Below are 21551 nucleotides of genomic sequence, written 5' to 3'. Positions count from 1 at the left end.
ACGAGCGCATCAAGCTGCCGCCCAACGCGCTCACCTGAAATCAAAATTGCAACTGTAATGCTAGTCCGCCGGCTCGGCAGTATCAAGCGCCTTCGCCAGTACCATCGAGCGTAGCTCTGTTGTCCGAACCGGCTTTGACAGGATCGGGATGTCCCGGTCGGATAGCTCTTCGCGCACCCGCCCGGAATCGTGGCCGGTCATGACGATCGTCGGTACTGGCCAGCCATTGAAGGCACGCACGACTTCAATGCACTCTGTGCCAGTCATCTTGCCGCCCAGGTCGTAGTCCGTGATGAGCAGATCGCATTCGTCCTGTCTGTCCGGTATGGAGGCTGAGGCCTGCACCTCGCAGCCCCAATTGCGCAGCAGACTGGCAGTCGCTTCCAGCACGCCCGCGTCGTCCTCCACCAGCAATACCCGAAGCCCTTCGATCACCGACCCGCTAGCCATACCTGGGCGCAGCTCCAGTGCCGTCGGTTTCGCGGCGAGCGGAATGCCTGAAAGCGTCACCCGCGTGCCCTTGCCTAGAATGGACTGCAGGCTCACCTGAAGCCCTAGAAGCAGCGTCAGACGCCGGACAATGGGCAACCCCAGCCCGACGCCTTCCACATCGCGATCGCCGCGCTCGCGCACTTGGTAGAATTCTTCAAAGACGCGGCTCTGGTGCTCGCTCGAAATTCCCGGTCCCTGGTCGTAGACCTCGATCGCCAGCGTTTGGCCACGTCGCCGGCATCCGATCAGGATCGGACGCCGGGGCGCGTACTTCACCGCATTGGCCACCACGTTCTGGAGGATCGTGGTCACTAATCCCCGATCGATCTTGACATAATCCCGACGCCGGATAATGCGCAGCTCAGATCCACCTCGCAATGCAGCGTCGCTGTTGGCGCGCACCAGGTCATCAAGCACGTCGCCAATCGCGACGATCTCGTATTTCGGAATGACTTTGCCGCTGTCCAACGTCGACACGTCCAGCAACGACTTGAAAAGCCGCGACACGCTTTCCAGCGAGCGGTCAATGTTCTCGACCATATGCAGCTCGCGCGCATGTAGGCCCGAATCGCGTAGGCACGCGGTGAACAGACTGATCGCATGGATCGGCTGTCGCAAATCGTGGCTGGCCTGCGCCAGAAACCGCGATTTCGACAAATTTGCGTCTTCCGCTGCGTGCACTGCGCGTTCCAAGCGCCCCAGCAACACCGAGATATACGCCGGCACCAGCAGCGCAGTGGTGACCAGTGTCAGCGGGATGAAGGGATTAGCCCGCCAATATCCGTTGAACGCGATGGTAATGCCGAGCGATGCCAAGGCGAGGCACGTGGCAATCCGCAGATACCGCGTGCCAAAGCGCAACCCATTGCCGACCGTCACCCACATCAGGATCGCAAACAGCGGCAGCAAGGCAGCACCGCCGACCGCCATTCCATAAGTTATTGCGCCGTAGTCGTAAAACATTGCGACGATGCGGCGCCGCGGGTTAACGCCCGGCCGCTTCATGATCCAAACCAACAGCACGAAAGCCAGCGGCATGTAGGCGATATAGAGCACGACCACACTATGTGCCTCTGCCGGCACCCGCTCCGTGTAGATCATTGGCAACACGTAGAAAGCCAGCAGTGTGACGACCGTAATCCGAACAATGCCCTGTGCGCGTTCAGTATCAAATTCTCTATCGTTATTACGAAAATCCCATAACCGCGTAATGTCGACTGCTCGTTTCATCATCAGCGCGCTCTCTAACGATCCGATGCCCAGCATCTCGGACCGAGTTACTCTTTTCGTTCGACAATAGCGAATCCCGACCTAAACTGCACTTAAAGCTTGCGCGGGATGTAGCTTTGACGCTTTATGCGCTGGCAACAATCCAAAAACCAACCCGGTAAGCAGCGAGCACGCAAGAGCCAACAATACGGGCGCGGGGGTAAAGCTGACTGGCAGTCCAGCAATTTGTGCAAGTGCCCCGAAACCGAAGCCGCAACCAATACCTATCATCCCGCCGACACATGAGAGAACCTGTGACTCTACAAGGAATTGCCGCAGAATATCACTTCTTCGCGCGCCCGTGGCCATCCGGATGCCAATTTCCCTCGTACGCTCACTGACACTTACAAGCATTATATTCATTATTCCGATTCCGCCGACTAGCAGCGAAATCGCTGCAAGTGATCCAAGAAAGAGTTTCATCGTTGTAAATGTGCTAGAAAAACTTTCACGAACGGAAGACATATCTGTAACCTGAGTATCCTGTTTTCTATGTCTTTCATTAAGCAGCTTTTGGATAGCATGTTGAGTCAAATCCAATTGAGAACTATCTCTGACTTGAACTGTGATACTCCTGACGTTCCGTTCGCCAAAAAGGCGTATGCCTCCCGCAGTCAATGGCACGAGGACCACATTATCTTGGTCGTCGCTGCCGCCACCGGCTCCCCTACCTGTCATAACCCCGATCACCTGGAAAGGCGCCTGATCCACGAAAACATATTGCCCAATAGGATTCTCTCCATGCGCGAACAGTCCCTCGGCAACCGTTTCCCCCAGAACCGCGACGGACGCATAACTTTGAAAATCTTGCTCGCTTATAAATTCGCCGCGCAATACCTGCCACGATTTTGCCACCGCAAACTCTGGAGAAATGCCATTGGCCGTCGTCCTATAATCTCTGCCTCCGTGACGGATGGTTACAGTCTTTTGCATTTCGGGGACAGCGAAAGTGATGTTCGGAATGTCGAGTATCGCGTCTGCATCGGCTGGCACTAAGGCCGCACTGGCATTTTTAATGTCTCCGCGGAACTCGGTCATGTTCGGATGTACGACAAGTAGGTTCGCTCCCAGCGCCGTTATGCGGTTCATAATCGAGTTTTGTACACCTGTGCCGATGGCCAACATCGCGATGATCGAGGACACACCGATAATGATGCCAAGCAATGTCAGAATTGTTCGAAGACGATTGGCGAGCAGCGACCGCAATGCTATTTTAACTGTTGCATTTACATTTGTAATAGCGGCCCTTCCGTCACCAATCATCGGAACCTGCGTAGAAGGACCGCCTTTCTGATCAATGCTGCCCCTTCTGTGATCGCTTACAATGCGTCCATCGTGAAGCTCAATTACCCTATCAGCTTGATCTGCTATGAACCGGGAATGAGTGACTAAAATGACGGTATATCCTCTACTGTGCATGCCTTTAAGTAAGCCCATGACATCTCTGCCGCTAGCGCTGTCGAGTGCTCCAGTTGGCTCATCCGCGAGCAGTACGCGACTGCCATTTATCAGAGCACGCGCAATGGACACCCGTTGCTGCTGACCACCTGAAAGCTGGCTTGGGAAATAGTGGTGGCGATCTCCCAGCTTCAGTGAATTAAGCAGCTCTTCAGCACGCATGCCTCTTAATCGTGGAGTAACGCCAGAGTAAATTGCCGGTATTTCAACATTTTCTTTTGCCGTTGCCGTTGCGATGAGGTGGTAGCTCTGAAAAATAAAGCCAAATGTTGTGCGGCGGAGGGATGCCAGTTCGTTGGTACGAAGTTTCGATACAAGCGCACTATCGACTTCATATGTGCCGCTGGTTGGTTGGTCCAAACAACCAAGAATATTCATCAACGTCGACTTCCCGGACCCAGATTGCCCGACGATAGCAACGAATTCTCCAGATGATATATCGAGCGACACATTGTGTAAGACTGGGCTGGGCAGATGACCGGTGCCATAAATTTTAGAGACATTTTTCAGCGACAATAACGGGCGCATATGAACCTTTCTAGAAAGTTGCTCCAGGAGCGCTCTTGTCTCCCTGTATCATCTCTCTATCGCTGCTGCTTATTATTGACTCACCTTCTGCCAGACCCACCTTGATTTCGGCGGTCACCCTGTTGCGAAGCCCGACTTCGACACGACGATGCTCGACTGCCCCATTCGGTTTCTCGACGAGTACAAATACATCGCCGTCAGGGCCGGTTTCTGAACGAAGAGCAACCGTAGGAATGACCAATACATTACGTGCAGCGGCCTGTAAAAAAAAGACCTGAGCGCTCATCGAAAGCATTAACTCGCCGGTTTTATTTGAAACTTCAAACAGAGCATCATATAGAACAACATTATTATCCGTGTTCGGCACGGGTTGGATTTGTTGCAATCTGCCGAGGTAACGTTTTCCGGCTTCCCCAATTAAAGTAAAGTATGCCTCCATACCGATTTTAAGATTTCCAATGTCCGCTTCGGACACCTGGGCTTTTACCACCATTGTCGTTAAATCCGCAATTGTTATGATGGTTGGAGCCGTTTGATTTGCGTTTAACGTTTGACCCTGCTTTGCAGAGTTGGAAATCACAGTGCCGGTAAAGGGTGCGTAGATTTTGGTGTAGCCGAGATCGACCCTATCGCTGGCGATTGTCGCTTCCTGCTTGCGAAATTGCGCTTCGGTAGCTTCGAGATCGGCTCTTGCGATAATAAGATCTGCATTGGCCTGATCCATCGTTGACTGCGATATGCTTTTCGCGGAAATCAGCGCACGTTGACGCGTGAGGTTGGTCTCTTTAAGTGCAACCTGTGCTTTCTTGGCCGTCCGCTGCGCCTGAAGAATCGATAGTTCGGCCTCGTCGATTACCAGCCTGTGCTCAATCGACGCGGGATCGATCTCAGCAATTGCTTGGCCTGCTTGTACCTTGTCGCCTATTTGCACGGAAAGCGTCTTGAGCAGCCCCGATACCTGCACACCAACATCAACTGATCTTGTCGCTTCTAATTTGCCGACTGCTGTTACGGTCTTTTCAACATCACCACGAACGACAAGCTGGGTCACGGTTGATTGTCCATTCGGCACTACGAAATAGGAGGTCCAAATATAAAAGCATACGGGCAATGCAACGAGGAACATAATCACCGTATAGCGCCGGGCGGATATATTTTGTAAGGCTATTTGAAGTCGAGACGCGTCGACCGCATTGAGTTGCTGTAATCCAATGCGTTCGTCAGCTATCGGCGAGTGGTAGTTGTCAAAGTCCATATCTGTCGGTGACGCTCTTCTTTCGTAGCGTGTTGTACTGGTACACAACGTTTTGATTTAGCAAACGTATTCAGTGTTTTGAAAAATGAATTTTCAATTTCATTAGGTAATCTGTTAACTTGAAATGTATCAGTTGAAAGGGCGCCCGGAGTGAGCGCCCTTTCAATATCTAGTTGACCCAGCCTTGACCACTGAAGCCGCAAGCCAGCTCTTGGATTCCGGTGCGCCAATACCATTTTTCGGCGCACGAAAATACTACCGCCACGCGGAGAGGTTCAGATGCTTTTGTCGCAGTGGAAACTCGCTCAGGATAATCGAGTTTCAGAGCTGTAACAGGAGTAGGGCTAGTTTCATTTGCACTTCGCACGCTTGCAGAAGCAATTACAGGCGAGCCTGCTAGCGCGATTGCGGAGCACAAGATGACTGACATGATTTTCAAATGCAAGACGAACCTCCATCATTGTATTAGCGAAAAGCCTCTATAACTTGCAGCACACTAAAAGGCGCCGTGTTACCGCGCCAAAAGTTAATGATATAAGCGTCCAGGGCGCAATTAGAACAGATGTGCTATTGGTCTCCGACGTTTGGTCGCAAGTTAAAAGTGATCGTATCCCAGCAAGTGTGTAGGTGGGCTTCGTAGCCGTTGGTGATTACCCGTACTGTTGGGTTGCTTAGAACGACTTTGAAGTACACCATCGGTGACCAACGATCTGCAGAACTGCGTTCGCGTGTTGAGAAGAGTGCAGGCGCAGATTTGCTGCGCGACATAATCGGCTTTGCCGCTGAGAAGCTGATAGCCTTGGAGGTTGGTGCTGCGACAAGTCTGGTCCTGATTATAGGGTCATATCCGATGATTAGGATGTCGCATTCCGCCGCCCAGTCCCTTCTGGGGCGCGATCGTCAAATGCGTCGTGCCGCAACCCATGACTTTCTTACGGGAGTTCCGAACCGATTTGCATTTAATTTGCAGTTCGTAGCGTGAAAGAAAGCCAGCGGCCAGCAGGTCAAGTGTCTCAAGCTGAATGGCTTCAAGGGTGTAAACGATATTCACGGCCACGCGGTTGGCGATGAGCTGTTGCAAGTAGTAGCCGAGCGCCTCCTATTGGGAACACCCGGTCTGGATCGGGTTTTCGGTATCGGTGGCGACGAGTTCGCGATATTCATGCCCGGCTGCTTCCATCGTTGGTTCTCGAAGGCTACACCGAGCCTGTCCTGCACCGCCGGCGGATCGCGCTGAAAGCTGCGTGATCCCATAGCTGTTGCCAGAGTGGGCGGTAGGTTTCTGCTCCACTCTGGCATTCACGTCAGGCTAACGTTCCATGATCTCCGGGCCGGTCAAGTCTTCGCCGCTTTGGCAAACGTCGGATCGAAGGTCTTGCTGAAGGGAACATCGGCATTGGCAAGTCCTGGATCGAGCGTCTTCAGCACGCCCATCATCGAGTCGTAGCCTTCCTTGGTGACCAGACCATCCAGCGAGTACATCTCTTTCGAGTTCTTGAACGCCTGCATGTACAGATCGCGGTTACCCAGCTGGTATTCCGTTGGCACCACGCTGGCCACATCCTCGGGGCTGGCCTGCCCAATCCACTTCAACGCCTTCATGAATGCGTTGACGGTGCGCTGCGTGGTCACCGGATTGGCGACAGTGAACTCCTTCTTGATATAGACCGTCGCAGCTGGATTAGGGCCGCCGAAGAGGGACCGGGTGCCGGCCTCTGTGCGCGTATCGAGGAGAATGGCGATGTCGTTGTCGTATTGCAGCTGCGCGATGACAGGATCGACATGCGATAGGGCATCGATCTGACCGCTCTTGAAGGCTGCGAGTGCGGCTGCACCTCCGCCGATCCCGATCAGCGAGGCATCGTCGGCCTTCAATCCGCTCTTCAGCATCGCGTACTGGAACATCAGCGCTGTCGAGGAGCCGGGCGCGGTGATGCCGACCTTGCGCCCCTTCATGTCGGCCATAGACTTGATCTCGCCGGCGAGATCCTTGCGCACGGCAATGACGATACCGGGGAAGCGGCCGAGATTGCATATCCCGACGATATCCTGTCCCTTGGTCTGCATGCGGATCGTGTGCTCGTAGGCACCAGCGACAATATCGAGCGAACCGCCGACCAGACCTTCGAGTGACTTCGAACCACCCGAAAAATCATTGATCGTGACGTTCAGGCCCTCCTCCTTGAAGAAGCCTTTGCGTTCCGCGATTGTCAGCGGCAGGTAGTACAACAGGGGCTTGCCGCCCACTCCGATAGACACGTCGGTCTTTTCAGGCTTGGCGTCCTGTGCCATCGCCGACGGGATGCCGTTGAGAGATGCGCCGAATATCGCACCCGTCGTTCCGATCAGAAAAGTCCTGCGTTTCATGTCTGCTCCTTGGTTTCGGTTTCGCTACAGCGGTAGGCGGAAATTGAACTTATTGGCCCCGCCAGGCCAAAAGCCGGCGTTCGACGACAGTCACCAGACCGTCGACGATCAAGACGAACGCCATCAGCACGAACATGCCGGCAAAGACGCCGGTCACGTCGAACACCCCCTCGGCCTGTTGGATCAGATATCCAAGACCGGCGGATGAACCGAGATATTCACCGACAACTGCGCCAACCACTGCGAAGCCCACCGAGGTGTGCAGGCTGGAGAACATCCATGATAGGGCGGAGGGCAGGTAGACGTGGCGAAGCAATTGCCGTTCGTTCATGCCGAGCATTCGGGCATTGGCGAGGATAGGCTGGCTCACCTCCTTGACACCCTGGTAGACGTTAAAAAACACGATGAAGAACACCAGGGTGAAGCCAAGCGCCACCTTGGACCAGATGCCGAGACCGAACCATAATGCGAAAATCGGCGCCAGCACGACGCGGGGCAAGGCGTTCGCAGCCTTGACATAGGGATCGAAGACCGCAGCGAGCATCGGTTGTCGGGCAAACCAGAAGCCCAGAAAAACACCGCCGAAAGAGCCGAGCAGAAAGGCAAGCGTGGCTTCCGATAGGGTGATCCAGAGATGGTACCAGATCGAGCCGCTCGCAAACCAGTCAACTATGCGCAACAACACTTTCCATGGATCTGCGAAGAAAAATGCCATGGTTTTTGGGTTTCCAAACAGCGTTGTAGTGGTTGCCACGTGCCAGGTCGCCAGGATGAGGCGGCGACCAGCACCCGCAGGGAGAAGAGAAGCACGCGGTTCATCGGCCAGCCCCGCTCGTCTGCCGGTAGGCAGTCATGACCTCGTCGCGCAGCGCCTCCCAAATCTCGCGATGAAGCTCATTGAACGTCGCGTCGTGGCGGATATCGGCAATCTCGCGCGGGCGGGCGAGCGGCACCCTGAAATCACCGATAATCCGCGACCGTGGGCCGGCCGACATGATCAACACCCTGTCGGCAAGAGCAATCGCCTCATCCAGATCGTGGGTGACAAACAGCACAGCCTTGCGATCCTCCGACCAGAGTCTCAGCAGCAGATCTCCCATGATCTGGCGTGTCTGGGCATCGAGCGGGCCGAAGGGCTCGTCCATCAGCAGGATCTTCGGGTTGCGGATCAGGACCTGCGCCAGGCCGGTGCGCTTGCGCTGGCCGCCGGAGAGTGTTGCCGGGAAGCGGTCGGCGAAAGCACCGAGCCCGACGCGCTCCAGCCATTCGAGCGACATTCGCCGGGCGTCGCTCGAGGACATACCTGCAACCTCCAGGCCGATCGCGACGTTTTCGAGAACCGTCTTCCATGGCATAAGGGCATCTTGCTGGAAGAGATAGCCTGCTTCGCGGTTCAGGCCCTTCAGTGGTTTTCCGAATATCTCCACCGATCCCGAGGCAGGCGCGAGAAGGCCGGCCACGGCGTTGAGAAGCGTGGACTTGCCGCATCCCGTCGGTCCGACGATGGCCAGGAATTCATCCTCGTCGATATCGAGATCGGTTGGAGCGACAGCTTCGTATTGCTTCTTCCCGACGTGGCCAAACGAAATCGCCACGTTCTTCAGACTGACCGCTCTTGGGGAGGCTGACGTCATGCTCAATCGCTTAACAAATGTACTATTCCAAATTATCGAACTCGCATGCTCGCACGGTCTACACACCAATATTTGCACCCCAAACCACCGGAAAGTTTTGAACAATTCGAATGCCCGAATAGCCGGCGACCTTGGGGAAAGCGCCTACCGCTCTGATGGTTGGGAAACGTTCTACTATAGCTGTCAGGGCCTCTTCAAGTTCGGCTTTCGCCAACGCTTCTCCTAAGCAACGGTGAGCGCCGCCGCCAAATACGGGATGCCACTTCAGTTGATCTCGAGTTATATCTAGCTGATCGGGATCGCTATAAAGGCTTCCGTCCCTCAGGGCTGACATTGTCATAAGTGAACAGGCTTTGTTCGCGGGGAGAACAAATCCGTCCAATTCTATCTCGGTGGTGGTAAAGCGCGGGACAGAACCTACCGCGGGCTCATACCGCAAGCACTCCAAGACGGCCTTTGGAATAAGATCGGGATTGTCCATAACGGCATTCCATTGCTGCGGATTTTGGAGGAGAGTGGAAAGCTGGATCACGATGGCAGATCGTGTCGTGTCGCTGCCACCGACAATCAAAGTCATTATCTGTGTGATAACTTCCTCTGCAGAGAGGGACCCCTCGCTTTCTACGTCAGCCAGAAGGTTGCTTATAAAATCGTTTCGCTTTTCAAAGCTGCGCTTCGAGACCACGCCTGAAACGTAGGACCGGAGTTCGCTTGCTGCACGCTGAAGCTGCGGTACATCTTGCGCACGCCAGGAGCCGCTGAAGAGAGGACTGAGCCGGTAAACGATCTCGGTAAATCCTTTCACATCGTCGTGCGGCAAGCCAAGGATAGACGCAATGATCCTCGCTGGTACTAACGTAGCGAAGTCGTCAAGCAAGTCCATTCCGCCGCGGGACGCTACGGTATCCGCGATGTTGGAAACCGTTTCTTTGATATGAGGCCGCAAGGCATCGATCATTTTGAAAGCGAATGTTCTGGTCAGGGGAGATCGCCTGCGCACATGGGCGTCACCGTTCGATGTCAGCATCCCATTTTGCATTAAATCCCAGATCGGGCCACCCTTTACACCGCGTAGGGTGAGCGATTCTGTTTCGACCTGACGCGTCTTGGCATCGCTATAGAGGCCGAGAACGTCGTCGGCACGCAGGATTAGATACACCCCTGTTTCTGCTAAAATGAACGGAATATCCTTTCGGTAGTGCCTGTAAATCCCATGAGGGTCGCTGCTTAGCGCTGAAATAGAAAGAACCGGAATCTTGCGGTCGCTGGACCGCTCAGAGTTGTCTGAGGTCATTCACTGACATCCTGTCATGTTGGCCAAAAAATAAAAGCCCTGTCAAACAGCCGGCGAAAACGGCGCTGGATTTATAACTGCTGCGTACGCAGCTCATAGGCGTTTGAAAGTCTCGCGGGCTAGCAAAAAACTCAATTCTCATCCATTACGTCTTGCTCCACGGCAGCGCCCTTAAATCCGTCGGCGGAAAGTGATCACGAATGCGTGAACTGACAAGTGATACTTTTGTGACGACCTATGTATTTGAGATATATCCGTTTTCGGTGGTCCTCGCATTGCAGTTTCGTTTGATATTCCGCAATTTCGCCACGATTTTCCGAGGATCTGAGTTGAATACTTTCCGGTAGTTGCAACACCCTGCAGGGTGTCAGTTCAAACGTCGAATATGTGCAATCATTATCTATGCTGCGGCTGGAGCGATCGTCCTTTTCGATGTCTTTAGTCACTCTGGGGCGCCGAGGTAGCTGTGCAAACTTCTGCTCCACTTCATCGCCGCGGCAAGACTTCAAACCCTGTCGCCTTGTCAATGCGTTTGATAATTTCGATGGCCAGCGTCCGCTCGCTCCAAACGCTGTCTTAGCTTATCACCAGCGTGTCCACTATCTGAGAAAATGTGCAATAGCCATGGCCAACTGTGGCTAATCGATTAAGTGATTTAGGAGTTCACGCGCACCTCGCGATCCTGGATGACGGCGTGGTGGGCCATGACACCGACCATCAGGCCGAGTGTGTCAAGATGATATGGCGTTTTGTGGCCCTTGCTCTTATTGCCAAACACCAATAAAAAACCGGCTAGATGTTCGCATGGTCGTGCTGGCGGACGCGCACCAAGCTGCTGCGCGGCGTGCTCATTTGCAATTTCGAAGCCAACTTCGATGACAGGTGCGGTGCAGCGTTATACTATAGGTTAGCGGTGGAGCTGATATTTTTTCAGGCGGCGAATGCCGAGCGATACCCACACAGCCGTCACGCACTCATCTAATTACGTACGTAACCAGACTCTTGTGCCAGTTTTGATATTATTGTCATAATGGGCAACCATAGTTCAAGGTGACGCGTTTAAAGAAAGGCATTGTCTTGGCTACAAAATCAATTACTGACAATCCTATTGAAAATGTCGATCGGTTGGCTTCAGCTCCTAGAGCGATTTGCAGTCCTTTGAGTGAGTTGACGGATTTTGGGTCTAATCCTGGCGAACTTTCAGGATATTTTTATTTGCCGGAGGTAATTTCGTCGTCGACGCCATTGGTCGTAGTGTTGCATGGATGCGCACAGACAGCCGATGATTACGATCACGGTACGGGTTGGTCTCAGATCGCCAAGCGTGCCGGATTCGCATTGGTATTTGCTGAGCAGCCCGCATCGAACAACGCTCTACAATGTATCAATTGGTTCAATTCAGATGATATCGCGCGAGCCGGCGGCGAGGCTGAGTCTATCGCGCAGATGACGGAGACGCTGGTGATTCGACATGGGCTAAATAAGGAGCGGGTTTACGTCACCGGCTTTTCCGCAGGTGGCGCGATGGCGATGGCGATGATCGTCACTCGACCTGATTTGTTCGTGGGGGGGGCGGTGATCGGCGGGCTGGCATAAGGCACCGCTCTTAGTGTGCCGTCAGCGTTCGAAAGAATGCAGGGCAAAGAGGATATTGATGACGAAGGTCTTGCTGACGTCGCACTCCGAGCGTCGGAAGGATATTCTGGGTCGTGGCCAACCCTCTCCATTTGGCATGGCGCACAAGATAAGTCAGTGGTTGTATCGAACGCTGCTGCAATTAGACGTCAATGGAGCAGAATTCACGGAATAGCGGGTGAAGTTTTTCGCACTGAGGCCCATGCTCGATGGGTCCGCCGTATCTGGTCGGATGGTGGCGGCCGCGACATAATTGAGGAATGGATTATAGACGCCATGGATCACGGTGTGCCGGTTGATCACGCATGCGATGATCGGCTAGGCGCGGCAGGACCGTTTATGCTTGATGTCGGTGTATCGAGCACTGCTATGATAGCGTCAACCTGGGGTCTAATGCAGCCTTAAATTAAGTTGGTGTGACGGCCGTACCATTCCAAACCACAGTGATGGCAACTCAAGCTGTGAATGGTGTCAATAAATTCGATGGCATGATAATAAAAATGTAGAGTTCTGCAATGAAGCTGATATTTCCTCTTACGGCATCACTCCTTGCAGCCGTAACTCACCCACCGAAAGAGGCGGAAATTCAGGCATTACACATGCGCTTGCCTGTAGCTGCATCGATCAAAACTGCCGAATCCGGCGGTCCGATTAGCCCCTCTGACATCATGCAGTTACACGACATGCGCCATTTGGAAATGTCGCCTGATGGTAAGACAATATTGTTTGTCGTCCAACGGCAAGTGGCGACGTTCGGCTCTGACCAGCAAAGGATATGGTTCGTGCCGACCGACGGCAGCGAACCCGCGCGTGAGCTCGTCAACGGTGCTGGTGTTGACAACACACCGCGCTGGTCTCCGGACGGTGAAATAATCGCGTTCCTGTCGAACCGCAGGAGTAAAGGAACGACGGGAACCGATATGTCGACCGCAGGCAAGCCCGACGAATCCAGCCGGCCTGAAGGCCAAGCCGATGGATCGCCGCCAGCTGTTTTGGACGCCGGGGGCAAACAGACCCGCCAGCTTTGGAAGGTTGGGCGCAATGGTGGCGAACCAGTGCCGCTCACCGCAGTGCCATATGACATTACTGATTTCGCATGGTCGCCCGACGGGACAAAGATTGCCTTTCTAAGTGCTGATCCAGATACACCGGAGGAAAAGGCAGATCGTGAGGCGAAGCGTGACTGGGTCGAGTTGGACAAGGCTGGCCACTTGTCCCGCCTTTGGGTTCTGGATCTTTTGAGCCACGAGGCGCAACCTGTCTCGCCAGAAACTGTCAACGTCAGTAAAATGGCGTGGTCTCCGGATGGAAAACGCATGGCGGTCCGTATCGCGGATACGAGCGCGATCAATGATTATTTTTATCATTCGCGGATCACCACTTTTGATTTCGAGAACGGCACATTCGGCAAGACGCTCATTGAACATGCCGCGGAAGGCCCGTTTTGGGCACCCGACGGCACTGCTATCCTCGCCTCGGAAATTCTCACGCCGGGATTCATTGGCACGGCCCCCCGCGTTTACAACTTTGCGACAAATACACTCACTAAGCTCGTCGACGACTACGCGGGGTTGTTGACGCGACTGCAATGGGCTGCGGATAGCCGCTCCATCCTCGCCCTGTCATTTGAGGAGACGCAATCCAGATTAGTGAGAATCGCAGCGACTGGGAACGGGCGTGTCACGCGGCTTGCCACTTTGGAAGGTGAGGCTTTCGACCTCACGACTAGTCGAGATGATCGCCTCGTCGCGGTTGCGCTGTCGAGCCCTGAGCGACCCGCCGACGTATGGACCATCGCCGGCAAACAGATCCGTCCAATCACGATGATCAATCCGCAAGTCGCCCACTGGAAATGTGGCAAGGTCAGTCAAATATCTTGGACCAATAGCCGTGACGGCAAACGGATCTATGGTGTCCTCGTTACGCCGCCCGACTACACTCCTGGGAGCCCGATCAAGACAGTCATCCAAATTCACGGCGGTCCCGAATGGGCGTGGTGGGCGGGGTGGCTCGGCAGCTGGCACGAATGGGCGCAAATGCTGGCGACGAATGGCTATGCCGTATTGCTGCCCAATCCGCGCGGCTCGGACGGTCAAGGCACGGCCTTTGCGCGAGCGATTGGGCATGACTGGGGCGGAATGGACTATCAAGATGTGATTGACGGCGTTGACATGCTCGTCGCCATGAAGATTTCAGACCCTTCGCGCCTCGGCATCGGCGGATGGAGCTATGGCGGGTTCATGGCGGCCTGGGCGGTGACGCACAGCGAGCGCTTCAAGGCAGCAGTGGTCGGTGCTGCTCCAACCAACATGACTACGATGGCGCGCATTACCGACACGCCCGACTACACCATGGGTTATTTCGGCGAGCCATCCGCGCACCTTGCCGATCTCGATAGGGTATCGCCCGTGCGGATGTTGGAAAACGTTCATACGCCAGTGCTGGTACTGCACGGCGAGGCAGATACGCGAGTGCCGATAGCGCTTGGTCTGGAGTTCTACCGAGGACTAAGACTCCTTGGCAAACCCGTTAAGATGATCAGCTATCCACGGGAAGCTCACTGGTTTAGCGAGCCCGAGCATCAGTTGGATATCCAGCGTCGCGTACTCGATTGGTTTGATAGACACCTCTAGGCCGAGGTAGAACGGCTCCATGCAGCTGAGATCCCGAGTGATTTTAAATAGCTCACACCCGAACCGCCGGCAGGCGGAGCAATTTATCGCCAGCACTTTTCATGCCCACTATGGGGCTGAAATAGAATCGTTGCCAAGCACGCTCATTGTTCGGCTCGGATCCAACGAGCAGGTAACTTGCGCTGCGGGCATTCGCTTCTCGAAGGACGGTTTTTTTTCCGAAAAGTATCTCAGCGAGCCAATCGAGAACGCCCTCAGCAGAATCACTCGCACCTTAATCCATCGCCGCCAAATTTTAGAGGTGACATCGCTAGTCAGTCGCGACGCTAAGCAGACAGCGTCATTTTTTCGCGACATCGTCACGTTCGGCCGGTGTCAAGGGCAGTCATGGGCTATCTTTACACTAACATCTCGACTTTCGGACATGATGATGCGCATTGGCATTCCGCTGCTTTACATAGGCCGCGCCGATCAAGCCTGCATCGCCGATGCAGGCCGCTGGGGCACCTATTACGAGCAGAACCCCTGTGTATTCGCTTCCCCGTATCCCGAAATATTTCATCGTGTCGTTGGCCAAGAGGGCGAGCAGGAGGATGGAGCGAGCCCAGCCATCGGCAGCGGCATTGATGGCTTTGGCAATCCGGCCTGATCATGCATATCGAAATTCATGCGGGAATATACAGGCCTCGCGGTCAGTCTGTCTGGTTCACAACGGGTGATCCTGCTTTCACTGTCTGTCATCAATAGCCCCGACGGTCGGAACGCCGGTCCGTTTGAATGTTTGCGCCACGCGGTACAGCGGTGTACCATCGACAGGCGTGTTGATCCCGGGGACAGCATGACGTATCAGGCTTTGGCGTCTTTGGCATGACGAACATGAATCACCATCCGGGAACTGTCGATTTCACTCGATCTTCAGACCAAAGATGCCGCCGACCCTAAGGCCAGCGGCATAAGCTGTGGTCAGCGCTACGCGAGCCTGGAGACTGGAGACGGCCTCAAGAAATTGCGCCACCTCGTCCGCCGACAGAATAACAGGGATCTTGCGGGGTTTGCGCGCCTACGGGATCCGCTCAGGGACATCGTCTTGGCCCAAGGTAATGCCATAGAAAAATAGGAGAGCACACACGATCTGATTTAAGGATGCCCACGATATCCCCGTCGATATAAGGTGCACCTGGAATGTGCGAATGTCGTCGAGATTAAGCCGATCAGGTGATCGGGCGAAATAGCGGCTGAACTTCCAGACTGCACTGATGTAGGATCTTTGGGTCGCCGGGGACAAATTGCGGACTGTCATGTCCTCAATCATTCGGCGGCGAAGAGGGCTTATCTCAGCCATCGGGGCCTCCTGTCTGAAGGGCGGGTTGCAACACAACCATCCTCTCAGTCAGGGCGCGCTCGTCAAAGCCCGCCACGAATCGCCGCGATCAGCGGCTTAGTTCAATCCCCCACAGACCCTAGGCTGATCACGCCTGCAATTTTTCGTTCCTGGTGTCGCTCAACGAATTCACACGCGCCTTTTACCTCGCCCGCCGCCAGAGCACACGCCGGTGGTCTATTCGGCAAGATGAATTGTGTAAAAGGCATTGCCGCTAGCTGGGATCTCGGGGCTGCGGCCCACCAAGTATCAATGCGCTCCACAGCCGACCGAGTGGACGGTCCGAGATCCTACCCAAGCGACTCTTCAGTGTGCCGTCGTCGACGGGAGTGTTTTGTCTTCCGTCAGCATCCACTAAAACGGTGATCCGCTTCAAGAACCCTACAGCGTCGAAAGTCGATTTGGCATTCGAGATGCCAAAATAAGCGTTGGCATCGATTGCCTTTATCGACCCGATCGCGAGGACGAGGGCCATAGAGGTGTCCAAGGTGACAACAGCGGCGCAACGGCCGGATCGAACAGCGTCGAAAAGCTCCGGGATAGACCATACTTCAGAGACCTGGAACCGGTTCGATACCAGTGTGGAGACCACAACGGCTGACCTGCCCTCCGGCAAAAAAACGATAACCGGGCGCCGTCGCTTCAATTCGAAAACTTTCGCCATGCGAATACTCCTGACTGCATGTCCAAAGAGATTGATATCTCCTTCGATCTGGTAAAGCTCTGAGCATCCGAGAGTGGCTCTGACTGTGGTTCATGGTGCATGAGCTTGAACCTAAAAGGCCCGCCCACTCTGTTCAGTCGCCGGGCGCCTCGCCCTTTGCTCAGGCCTTGGATGTGCCAGCGTGATCTGTATGCGCCGCTTTGCTATTGCGGTGTGTCGTTTGTTGTTGAGAAATGTTGCGGCCTCGATCCCTACGATTGAAAGCGGATAAATCTCGGCATTTTTAGAAATTTCAGAGGCTTAAATCCTAATCGCTGTGCCTCCGCCGCCGAGAAGCACAATGAAATCTACGAGCACCAGTGAACGACGGCGCTACAGAAGATTGTATGGAATACAGATCCTGAAGTGATCGGTCGCCACTGGTATTCTTGTGCTCAATCTCAGCAAGAAACTTCAATAGCTCGCGGACCCTGGATGGTTATCTGAATAACATCTATACTGTGCCTTGGCGATGAAGCCGAACCAGACCCGCGGGATTGGGATGTGCAAGATGCTGACTTAAGGCTGACTGGGTCAGTCGGCCATATTATGATCTCGGACAACGTAAGGAGACGTAGGATGTCGACTACCTCCAAACTTGCATTGCCATCCCTGAGATCGATCAGCGACGGACGCTTACATGCCCTCGGAATCGGCCTACATGATGCAATTTCTTACAGCCACTCGGCTGCACCATCGTGGCATAAATGCCCTCAACGTTTCCCTATCGATGCCAAGTCAAAGCGATCATAAACCGGTCAACGAGACGTTGGCCCTTGAAAGCGTTAATGAGGTTGCACCTGGACATCCGTGATTTAACAAGCACATAGTGCAACCTTCGAAAGAAATCTATCGTCCGAAACCAATGCGCAGGGATCCGGCGCCAGGTGGGCAGTTTGGCGGAGAAATAAGCCTCACGGTTGCCAATCATCGTCTTCTTTCGCAAGCGCGTGAACCCGACCAAATTGGACTTGGTGCTGTAAAGCGATGTCCCGTTGTCCCAGCCGCGTTCAATAGCGACGTCCCAGGGCAACGACATAATCCGCAACTTCGAGACAATCTTCGCCGCCCCGCTAAGCGTTACCAGATAGCTCGCCGTGGAGCCTTGTGGCCCAAATATGCATCGGCCTAAAATATCGCCTTCGGGTTGTGGTAAAAGTTAGGAAGCCTTTCCAGCGATGATTAAAGAGTTTGATCACGTCGGCATCTGGAGCCGCTTCCATGGCGGAAACCGCTCGGGCTAGAAACCTATCGTCGAGCAAGATGTCGTCTTCAACAACGATTGCCGCGTCCCTTCCGTCGGCAAGGAACCGCTCGAGCGTAAGCAAATGGCTGCGATATCAGCCATATTCGCCCGGAAAAATATGCCGCCCATTTCGCTTCAGGAAGAGACGCACGTCGACATCGATCCAGTCCTCGCTGGGATGAACCTGCCCATCGACGCCTTCGACACGATCGATTTCAATCGAAAATTCGGCACTCTGCCGCCTCATCTCCGCCAGCCTATCGGCGGCACGATCAATATTAATAAGGTAAATCGCCAAATGTTGCGGGGACATTGTTTCTTGAAAATATCGGGCGATGTCATAGCCTTTTACGGGCACGTGCGAAGGCATCTACGCCTTTGCTATTCGCAGTGCAACTGCCGTTGGCATCTATCGCGTTTGCTCACAACTATAAACGAAACGTTCTCTAGACAGACTGGACTGCGTAGTTACCATGCTTTGTCCATACCTAAGATGGTCCTCTTCACTGCGTATAGCGTGACCCACAGCCACGAGAGAAATATAGTGATTGCTAATATAAGTTCTATCGTGGTCATTTGTGATGTCCTGTTTTCTTATGGAATATCGGCGAAATTTCCCGTCTCGCTTTGTTCATTCGTTATAGCAGACGCAAAAATTGCTTTGGGTCGTGTTATATGCAAAAACATTGCAGCACAGGTACCTCTAGCAGCCATGGCACGAAATGAAGGGCGCTGGAGACCATTGAGCCCAAAGTCTCAAACCGTCGCGCCTTCAAGCCATGTCCATGAATCAAGTTTGTCCTTTGCTGTGCTTGCTGTTTGCCGCTGGCCACCGCTCGGTTGAAATGGTCTTGGGGTGCGCTGAGAGAGAGCAACTGCTCAAGCCGGGCTCGTGAAATGGCGGGGGTACCAAGCCAGCTGTGTGTGCGTTGTCGCTTAAGAGAAAAAAGTTAGAGCGCGGCTTTGATCGTGCTTCGAGCCAAAGTCATTAGGCCGTGGACTCGTTATGACGGAGTGTGATGCGAATGCAAGCTAGCTTGGTCATTGCGAGAAACGTCATTCCAAGCTTGTCGTATCGAGTTGCGACCCGTCTGTAGTATTTGAGCTTGTTAAAGAAGCGCTCAATGAGATTGCGCTTTTTGTAGAGCCAAGGGCTGAAGACGATTGCCTCCTTTCGATTGGACTTCGGCGGAATGTTTGCCCATGAGCGTTCCGCTCTCAACTTTGAGCGCAGCCAGTTGGCATCATAGGCTTTGTCGGCAAGAAGCATCGCGCCGGGCGGAAGATTATCGAGTAATTCGCGCGCTGCCGTCAGGTCATGGGCATGACCGGGTGTGATGGAAATCTTGATTGGAAGCCCTCTTCCATCGGTCATGGCATGGATTTTGGTTGTAAGACCGCCTCGACTCCTTCCAAGACAGCGATCTGGATGATCCGCCCTCAGTGTTGCCGCCGAATGATGTACGCGAACTGAAGTGCCATCGATCATCGTGATCAAATCACGCGATGCGTTGGTGATCGCGTCCATCAAACTGTCCCAGATTCCAGCTTTCGTCCAGCGTCTGAAGCGATTATAGCATGTGGTGTAGGGGCCATAGCGCTGTGGCACCTCGCGCCAAGGCGCGCCTGATCGCAGAACCCAGAAAATGCCGTTCAGCACGCGTCGGTCATCAACACGCGGCACGCCTCGCGGCTTGTTGGGCAACAGCGGTTCAATCACGCCCCACTCGGCATCGGTCAGGTCGTATTGGCTCATGCCGACACTGAATCAGATGTTGAACGCTCATGGAAGATGTGTAGTTTTACCACATGATAGACGATCTTGCGCTGCTCCTCCCTGACACGCTGCGAACTGTGGCGTGCCGCAGCGGCCGTGAATGGGGTTGGCAACCTGAAGCGATACCCCTGGTGATTGATGAAGCCGAGAAATTGGGCCTTCTTAACGTTGGCGGGCAACTACAATTCCTGATGCCGGAAGGCACCTGCGAGTGTTATTGGGTACAAGTAAAATGCGTTGGTCGGTGAGCCTGACGGCTTAACATGGGTCGAGCGTGTAGCATCGTCGGCAGCCGTCGCACGACAGCAAATGGTTGATATCAGCCGTCGTTACGACTTTGTCGAAGAAGGCCGGAAAGCATTTGCCGACCCTTTTGCAGCTTACGAAGCTACTGGTGGCAACGTCCGCGACCGCATATGCTTCATTTGGTACTTACAGACTGACCGCCCATAATCGCCTCGCCGCCCGTTTATGAGTTCACGACCTAGTTCAATAGCTCCACTTCAACAAAGGGCCGATCAGCAGAATGACATTCTGAAAGGAGGTTCAGAATTTTTAAGACGTCGGGATGGTCGCGGCGATAGAAGCGATTTTGCGATCTACGTCGCACTTTCACTAACCCGGCCTGCAAAAGACGTGCGAGATGCTGACTTAGAGCGGATTGTGATATCCCAACCTTCTGAGCAAGGGTGCCAACATCATGTTCTGCGGCAGCAAGGAGATAACAGACGTGAAGGCGACTCGCGTTTGCAAGTTGTCTTAACAGCTCCGCATGAAACGGTAGCTCTTCAGCCAGAAAATCAGGATTAGTCGTCATCGAGGGTCAACTTTACAAGGCAGTTGGTTTAGTCTTAACTGCTTATTGCATCCACCACACTCGACCGCTGCAAAGTTTTATTCTGAAATATTGCCATATGTTGCGACCGATTTCCTCTGTGAGCGGAATGCATTCGTAGCTGATGGGATCCGGTACAAATTTCCAAGAGATAGGATGGGAACTTCTGACGTCGTGAGCGCCTGAATGGCTTCTGAGACAACCAGACAACATAACATGGGTGCGGAAATAGCGCTGATTTTTGCCGCGAAGGCTTTTTCAAGGTCTTTTGACCCATTTTGTAGTAGTGCGCCTTCTTCGGCGGGTTCCAGGCGCGAATATGCCGTCGTCAGCAGCTTTGGCAGCCTCACCAGATTTAAGCGGTTGCTGTCAGGGTGAACATCCAGCCGATGCGATCCTTTCCACGATGGCGGGTCTTACGCATTCCGCCGCTGGTCTTGGCCCAACCGAACACTTCCTCGATACGCTTGCGAATGCGCTGACTGACAGCGTAGCCAGGGTGATGGGTGGTGCGACCGTCGATGGCCGAGCGTCGTTTTGTCGTGTTCTGGGCGACGTGAGGCGTCACCTTTGCGTCCCGCAAGGCGGCGAAGAAGTCGGTCGTGTCGTAGGCTTTGTCGGCAGCCAATGTGATGCGATGACGGCCATCCACGCGGCCCACCATATCAACCAGACCATTGCGGTTCTCCATTATGACGTGACCCATGTGGCAGAGCTTGCCCGCCTAACCACGGGCCTTCTTGTAAAGCCTGGCATCCGGGTCGGTGGTCGACGCGTGAGTTGCGTTGCTGCGCTTCTCGCCGTGGAAATCACGCTCGGAGTTGCGGCCTGCGGCCCTCAGTGGCTGTTTGTGCCTTCCGGTTGTCCCAAATAGAAGCTCCCATACAAGTTGGGGCTGCGACCGAATAGAAAGCGCTCGCAAGAGGCTTGGGGGAATTTGGATAAAGATTTCCAGGCTTCGCTGAATTTGGGGCTGAGGGGGTGCTGTTGCACGATGTGGTATATTCATGCCATGACAAACAGGTTGTATTGACAGAGAACTAT

17 protein-coding genes and 3 pseudogenes are annotated in these 21551 nt (G+C 54.0%); 5 read left to right on the top strand and 15 right to left on the bottom strand.

Features of this window, described 5'->3' with window-relative positions; all coding sequences use genetic code 11:
- Positions 1-60 precede the first annotated feature (60 nt).
- The 3 genes from J5278_RS30805 to J5278_RS30795 are packed head-to-tail and all read right to left on the bottom strand — an operon-like array spanning position 61 to position 5002.
- On the bottom strand, positions 61-1758 hold the full coding sequence (locus J5278_RS30805) for a hybrid sensor histidine kinase/response regulator (protein ID WP_247749517.1): 1698 nt from the start codon (positions 1756-1758) through the stop codon (positions 61-63).
- 45 nt (positions 1759-1803) lie between these two features.
- Positions 1804-3747, bottom strand: coding sequence for a MacB family efflux pump subunit (locus tag J5278_RS30800; RefSeq protein WP_209186993.1), 1944 nt, complete (start codon positions 3745-3747; stop codon positions 1804-1806).
- Positions 3748-3757: 10 nt separating this feature from the next.
- Positions 3758-5002, bottom strand: coding sequence for an efflux RND transporter periplasmic adaptor subunit (locus J5278_RS30795; RefSeq protein WP_209186994.1), 1245 nt, complete (start codon positions 5000-5002; stop codon positions 3758-3760).
- 694 nt (positions 5003-5696) lie between these two features.
- Here J5278_RS30795 and J5278_RS30790 point away from each other — a divergent pair.
- Positions 5697-5822: pseudogene (locus J5278_RS30790) on the top strand (IS256 family transposase); the annotation flags it as partial.
- A 21-nt stretch (positions 5823-5843) separates the two neighbouring features.
- Here J5278_RS30790 and J5278_RS30785 read toward each other — a convergent pair.
- Positions 5844-6083: a hypothetical protein gene (locus J5278_RS30785; protein WP_209186997.1), complete on the bottom strand. Its 240-nt coding sequence runs from the start codon at positions 6081-6083 to the stop codon at positions 5844-5846.
- Between J5278_RS30785 and J5278_RS31875 the strand changes: the two genes are divergently transcribed.
- On the top strand, positions 6021-6239 hold the full coding sequence (locus J5278_RS31875) for a diguanylate cyclase domain-containing protein (RefSeq protein ID WP_209186996.1): 219 nt from the start codon (positions 6021-6023) through the stop codon (positions 6237-6239). The genes J5278_RS30785 and J5278_RS31875 overlap by 63 nt on opposite strands.
- Before the next feature lie 98 nt (positions 6240-6337).
- Here J5278_RS31875 and J5278_RS30775 read toward each other — a convergent pair whose 3' ends face one another.
- From J5278_RS30775 to J5278_RS30760, 4 genes are read right to left on the bottom strand one after another with little or no spacing between them, the layout of a single operon-like run.
- Entirely contained in the window at positions 6338-7369 is a 1032-nt protein-coding gene (locus J5278_RS30775) for an ABC transporter substrate-binding protein (RefSeq protein ID WP_209207160.1), read from the bottom strand.
- A gap of 49 nt (positions 7370-7418) precedes the next feature.
- Positions 7419-8141 (bottom strand): ABC transporter permease, encoded by a 723-nt coding sequence (locus tag J5278_RS30770; protein ID WP_374108345.1) that lies wholly within the window; start codon positions 8139-8141, stop codon positions 7419-7421.
- A 43-nt stretch (positions 8142-8184) separates the two neighbouring features.
- Positions 8185-9003, bottom strand: coding sequence for an ABC transporter ATP-binding protein (locus tag J5278_RS30765; protein WP_219259535.1), 819 nt, complete (start codon positions 9001-9003; stop codon positions 8185-8187).
- 58 nt (positions 9004-9061) lie between these two features.
- The gene (locus J5278_RS30760; protein ID WP_209187021.1) at positions 9062-10297 is read right to left on the bottom strand and encodes a cytochrome P450; all 1236 of its coding nucleotides are present in this window, start codon (positions 10295-10297) and stop codon (positions 9062-9064) included.
- Positions 10298-11374: 1077 nt separating this feature from the next.
- On the opposite strand from J5278_RS30760, the gene J5278_RS30755 reads away from it, so the two are divergent.
- The 3 genes from J5278_RS30755 to J5278_RS30745 all read left to right on the top strand — a co-directional run bounded on the left by J5278_RS30755 (position 11375) and on the right by J5278_RS30745 (position 15214).
- The gene (locus J5278_RS30755) at positions 11375-11893 is read left to right on the top strand and encodes a PHB depolymerase family esterase (protein WP_209187020.1); all 519 of its coding nucleotides are present in this window, start codon (positions 11375-11377) and stop codon (positions 11891-11893) included.
- A gap of 554 nt (positions 11894-12447) precedes the next feature.
- Entirely contained in the window at positions 12448-14565 is a 2118-nt protein-coding gene (locus J5278_RS30750) for a S9 family peptidase (protein ID WP_219259532.1), read from the top strand.
- Positions 14566-14584: 19 nt separating this feature from the next.
- A complete protein-coding gene (locus J5278_RS30745; protein ID WP_209187008.1) occupies positions 14585-15214 on the top strand; it encodes a thermostable hemolysin in 630 nt (209 codons plus the stop codon).
- A 203-nt stretch (positions 15215-15417) separates the two neighbouring features.
- Here the strand turns inward: J5278_RS30745 and J5278_RS30740 are convergent.
- From J5278_RS30740 to J5278_RS30710, 7 genes and pseudogenes are all read right to left on the bottom strand, one after another.
- A pseudogene (locus J5278_RS30740) lies at positions 15418-15907 on the bottom strand (tyrosine-type recombinase/integrase); the annotation flags it as partial.
- Positions 15908-16160: 253 nt separating this feature from the next.
- The gene (locus J5278_RS30735; RefSeq protein WP_209187009.1) at positions 16161-16610 is read right to left on the bottom strand and encodes a hypothetical protein; all 450 of its coding nucleotides are present in this window, start codon (positions 16608-16610) and stop codon (positions 16161-16163) included.
- A gap of 1379 nt (positions 16611-17989) precedes the next feature.
- Positions 17990-18265, bottom strand: a complete 276-nt coding sequence (locus J5278_RS31470) for a hypothetical protein (RefSeq protein ID WP_247749520.1) — start codon at positions 18263-18265, stop codon at positions 17990-17992.
- Between the two features lie 618 nt (positions 18266-18883).
- Entirely contained in the window at positions 18884-19651 is a 768-nt protein-coding gene (locus J5278_RS30725) for an IS5 family transposase (protein ID WP_209187071.1), read from the bottom strand.
- A complete protein-coding gene (locus J5278_RS30720; protein WP_209187072.1) occupies positions 19648-19851 on the bottom strand; it encodes a hypothetical protein in 204 nt (67 codons plus the stop codon). Before J5278_RS30720 ends, J5278_RS30725 begins: the two co-directional genes overlap by 4 nt.
- A gap of 305 nt (positions 19852-20156) precedes the next feature.
- Positions 20157-20489 (bottom strand): helix-turn-helix transcriptional regulator, encoded by a 333-nt coding sequence (locus tag J5278_RS30715; protein WP_209187060.1) that lies wholly within the window; start codon positions 20487-20489, stop codon positions 20157-20159.
- Positions 20490-20833: 344 nt separating this feature from the next.
- Positions 20834-21336 (bottom strand): annotated as a pseudogene (locus tag J5278_RS30710) (transposase); the annotation flags it as partial.
- Positions 21337-21551 lie beyond the last annotated feature (215 nt).

The organism is Rhizobium sp. B21/90 (genome assembly GCF_019355815.1).
In the GTDB taxonomy this organism is placed as follows: Bacteria; Pseudomonadota; Alphaproteobacteria; order Rhizobiales; family Rhizobiaceae; genus Rhizobium; species Rhizobium rhododendri.
This window is presented reverse-complemented; position numbering and strand designations above follow the sequence as displayed.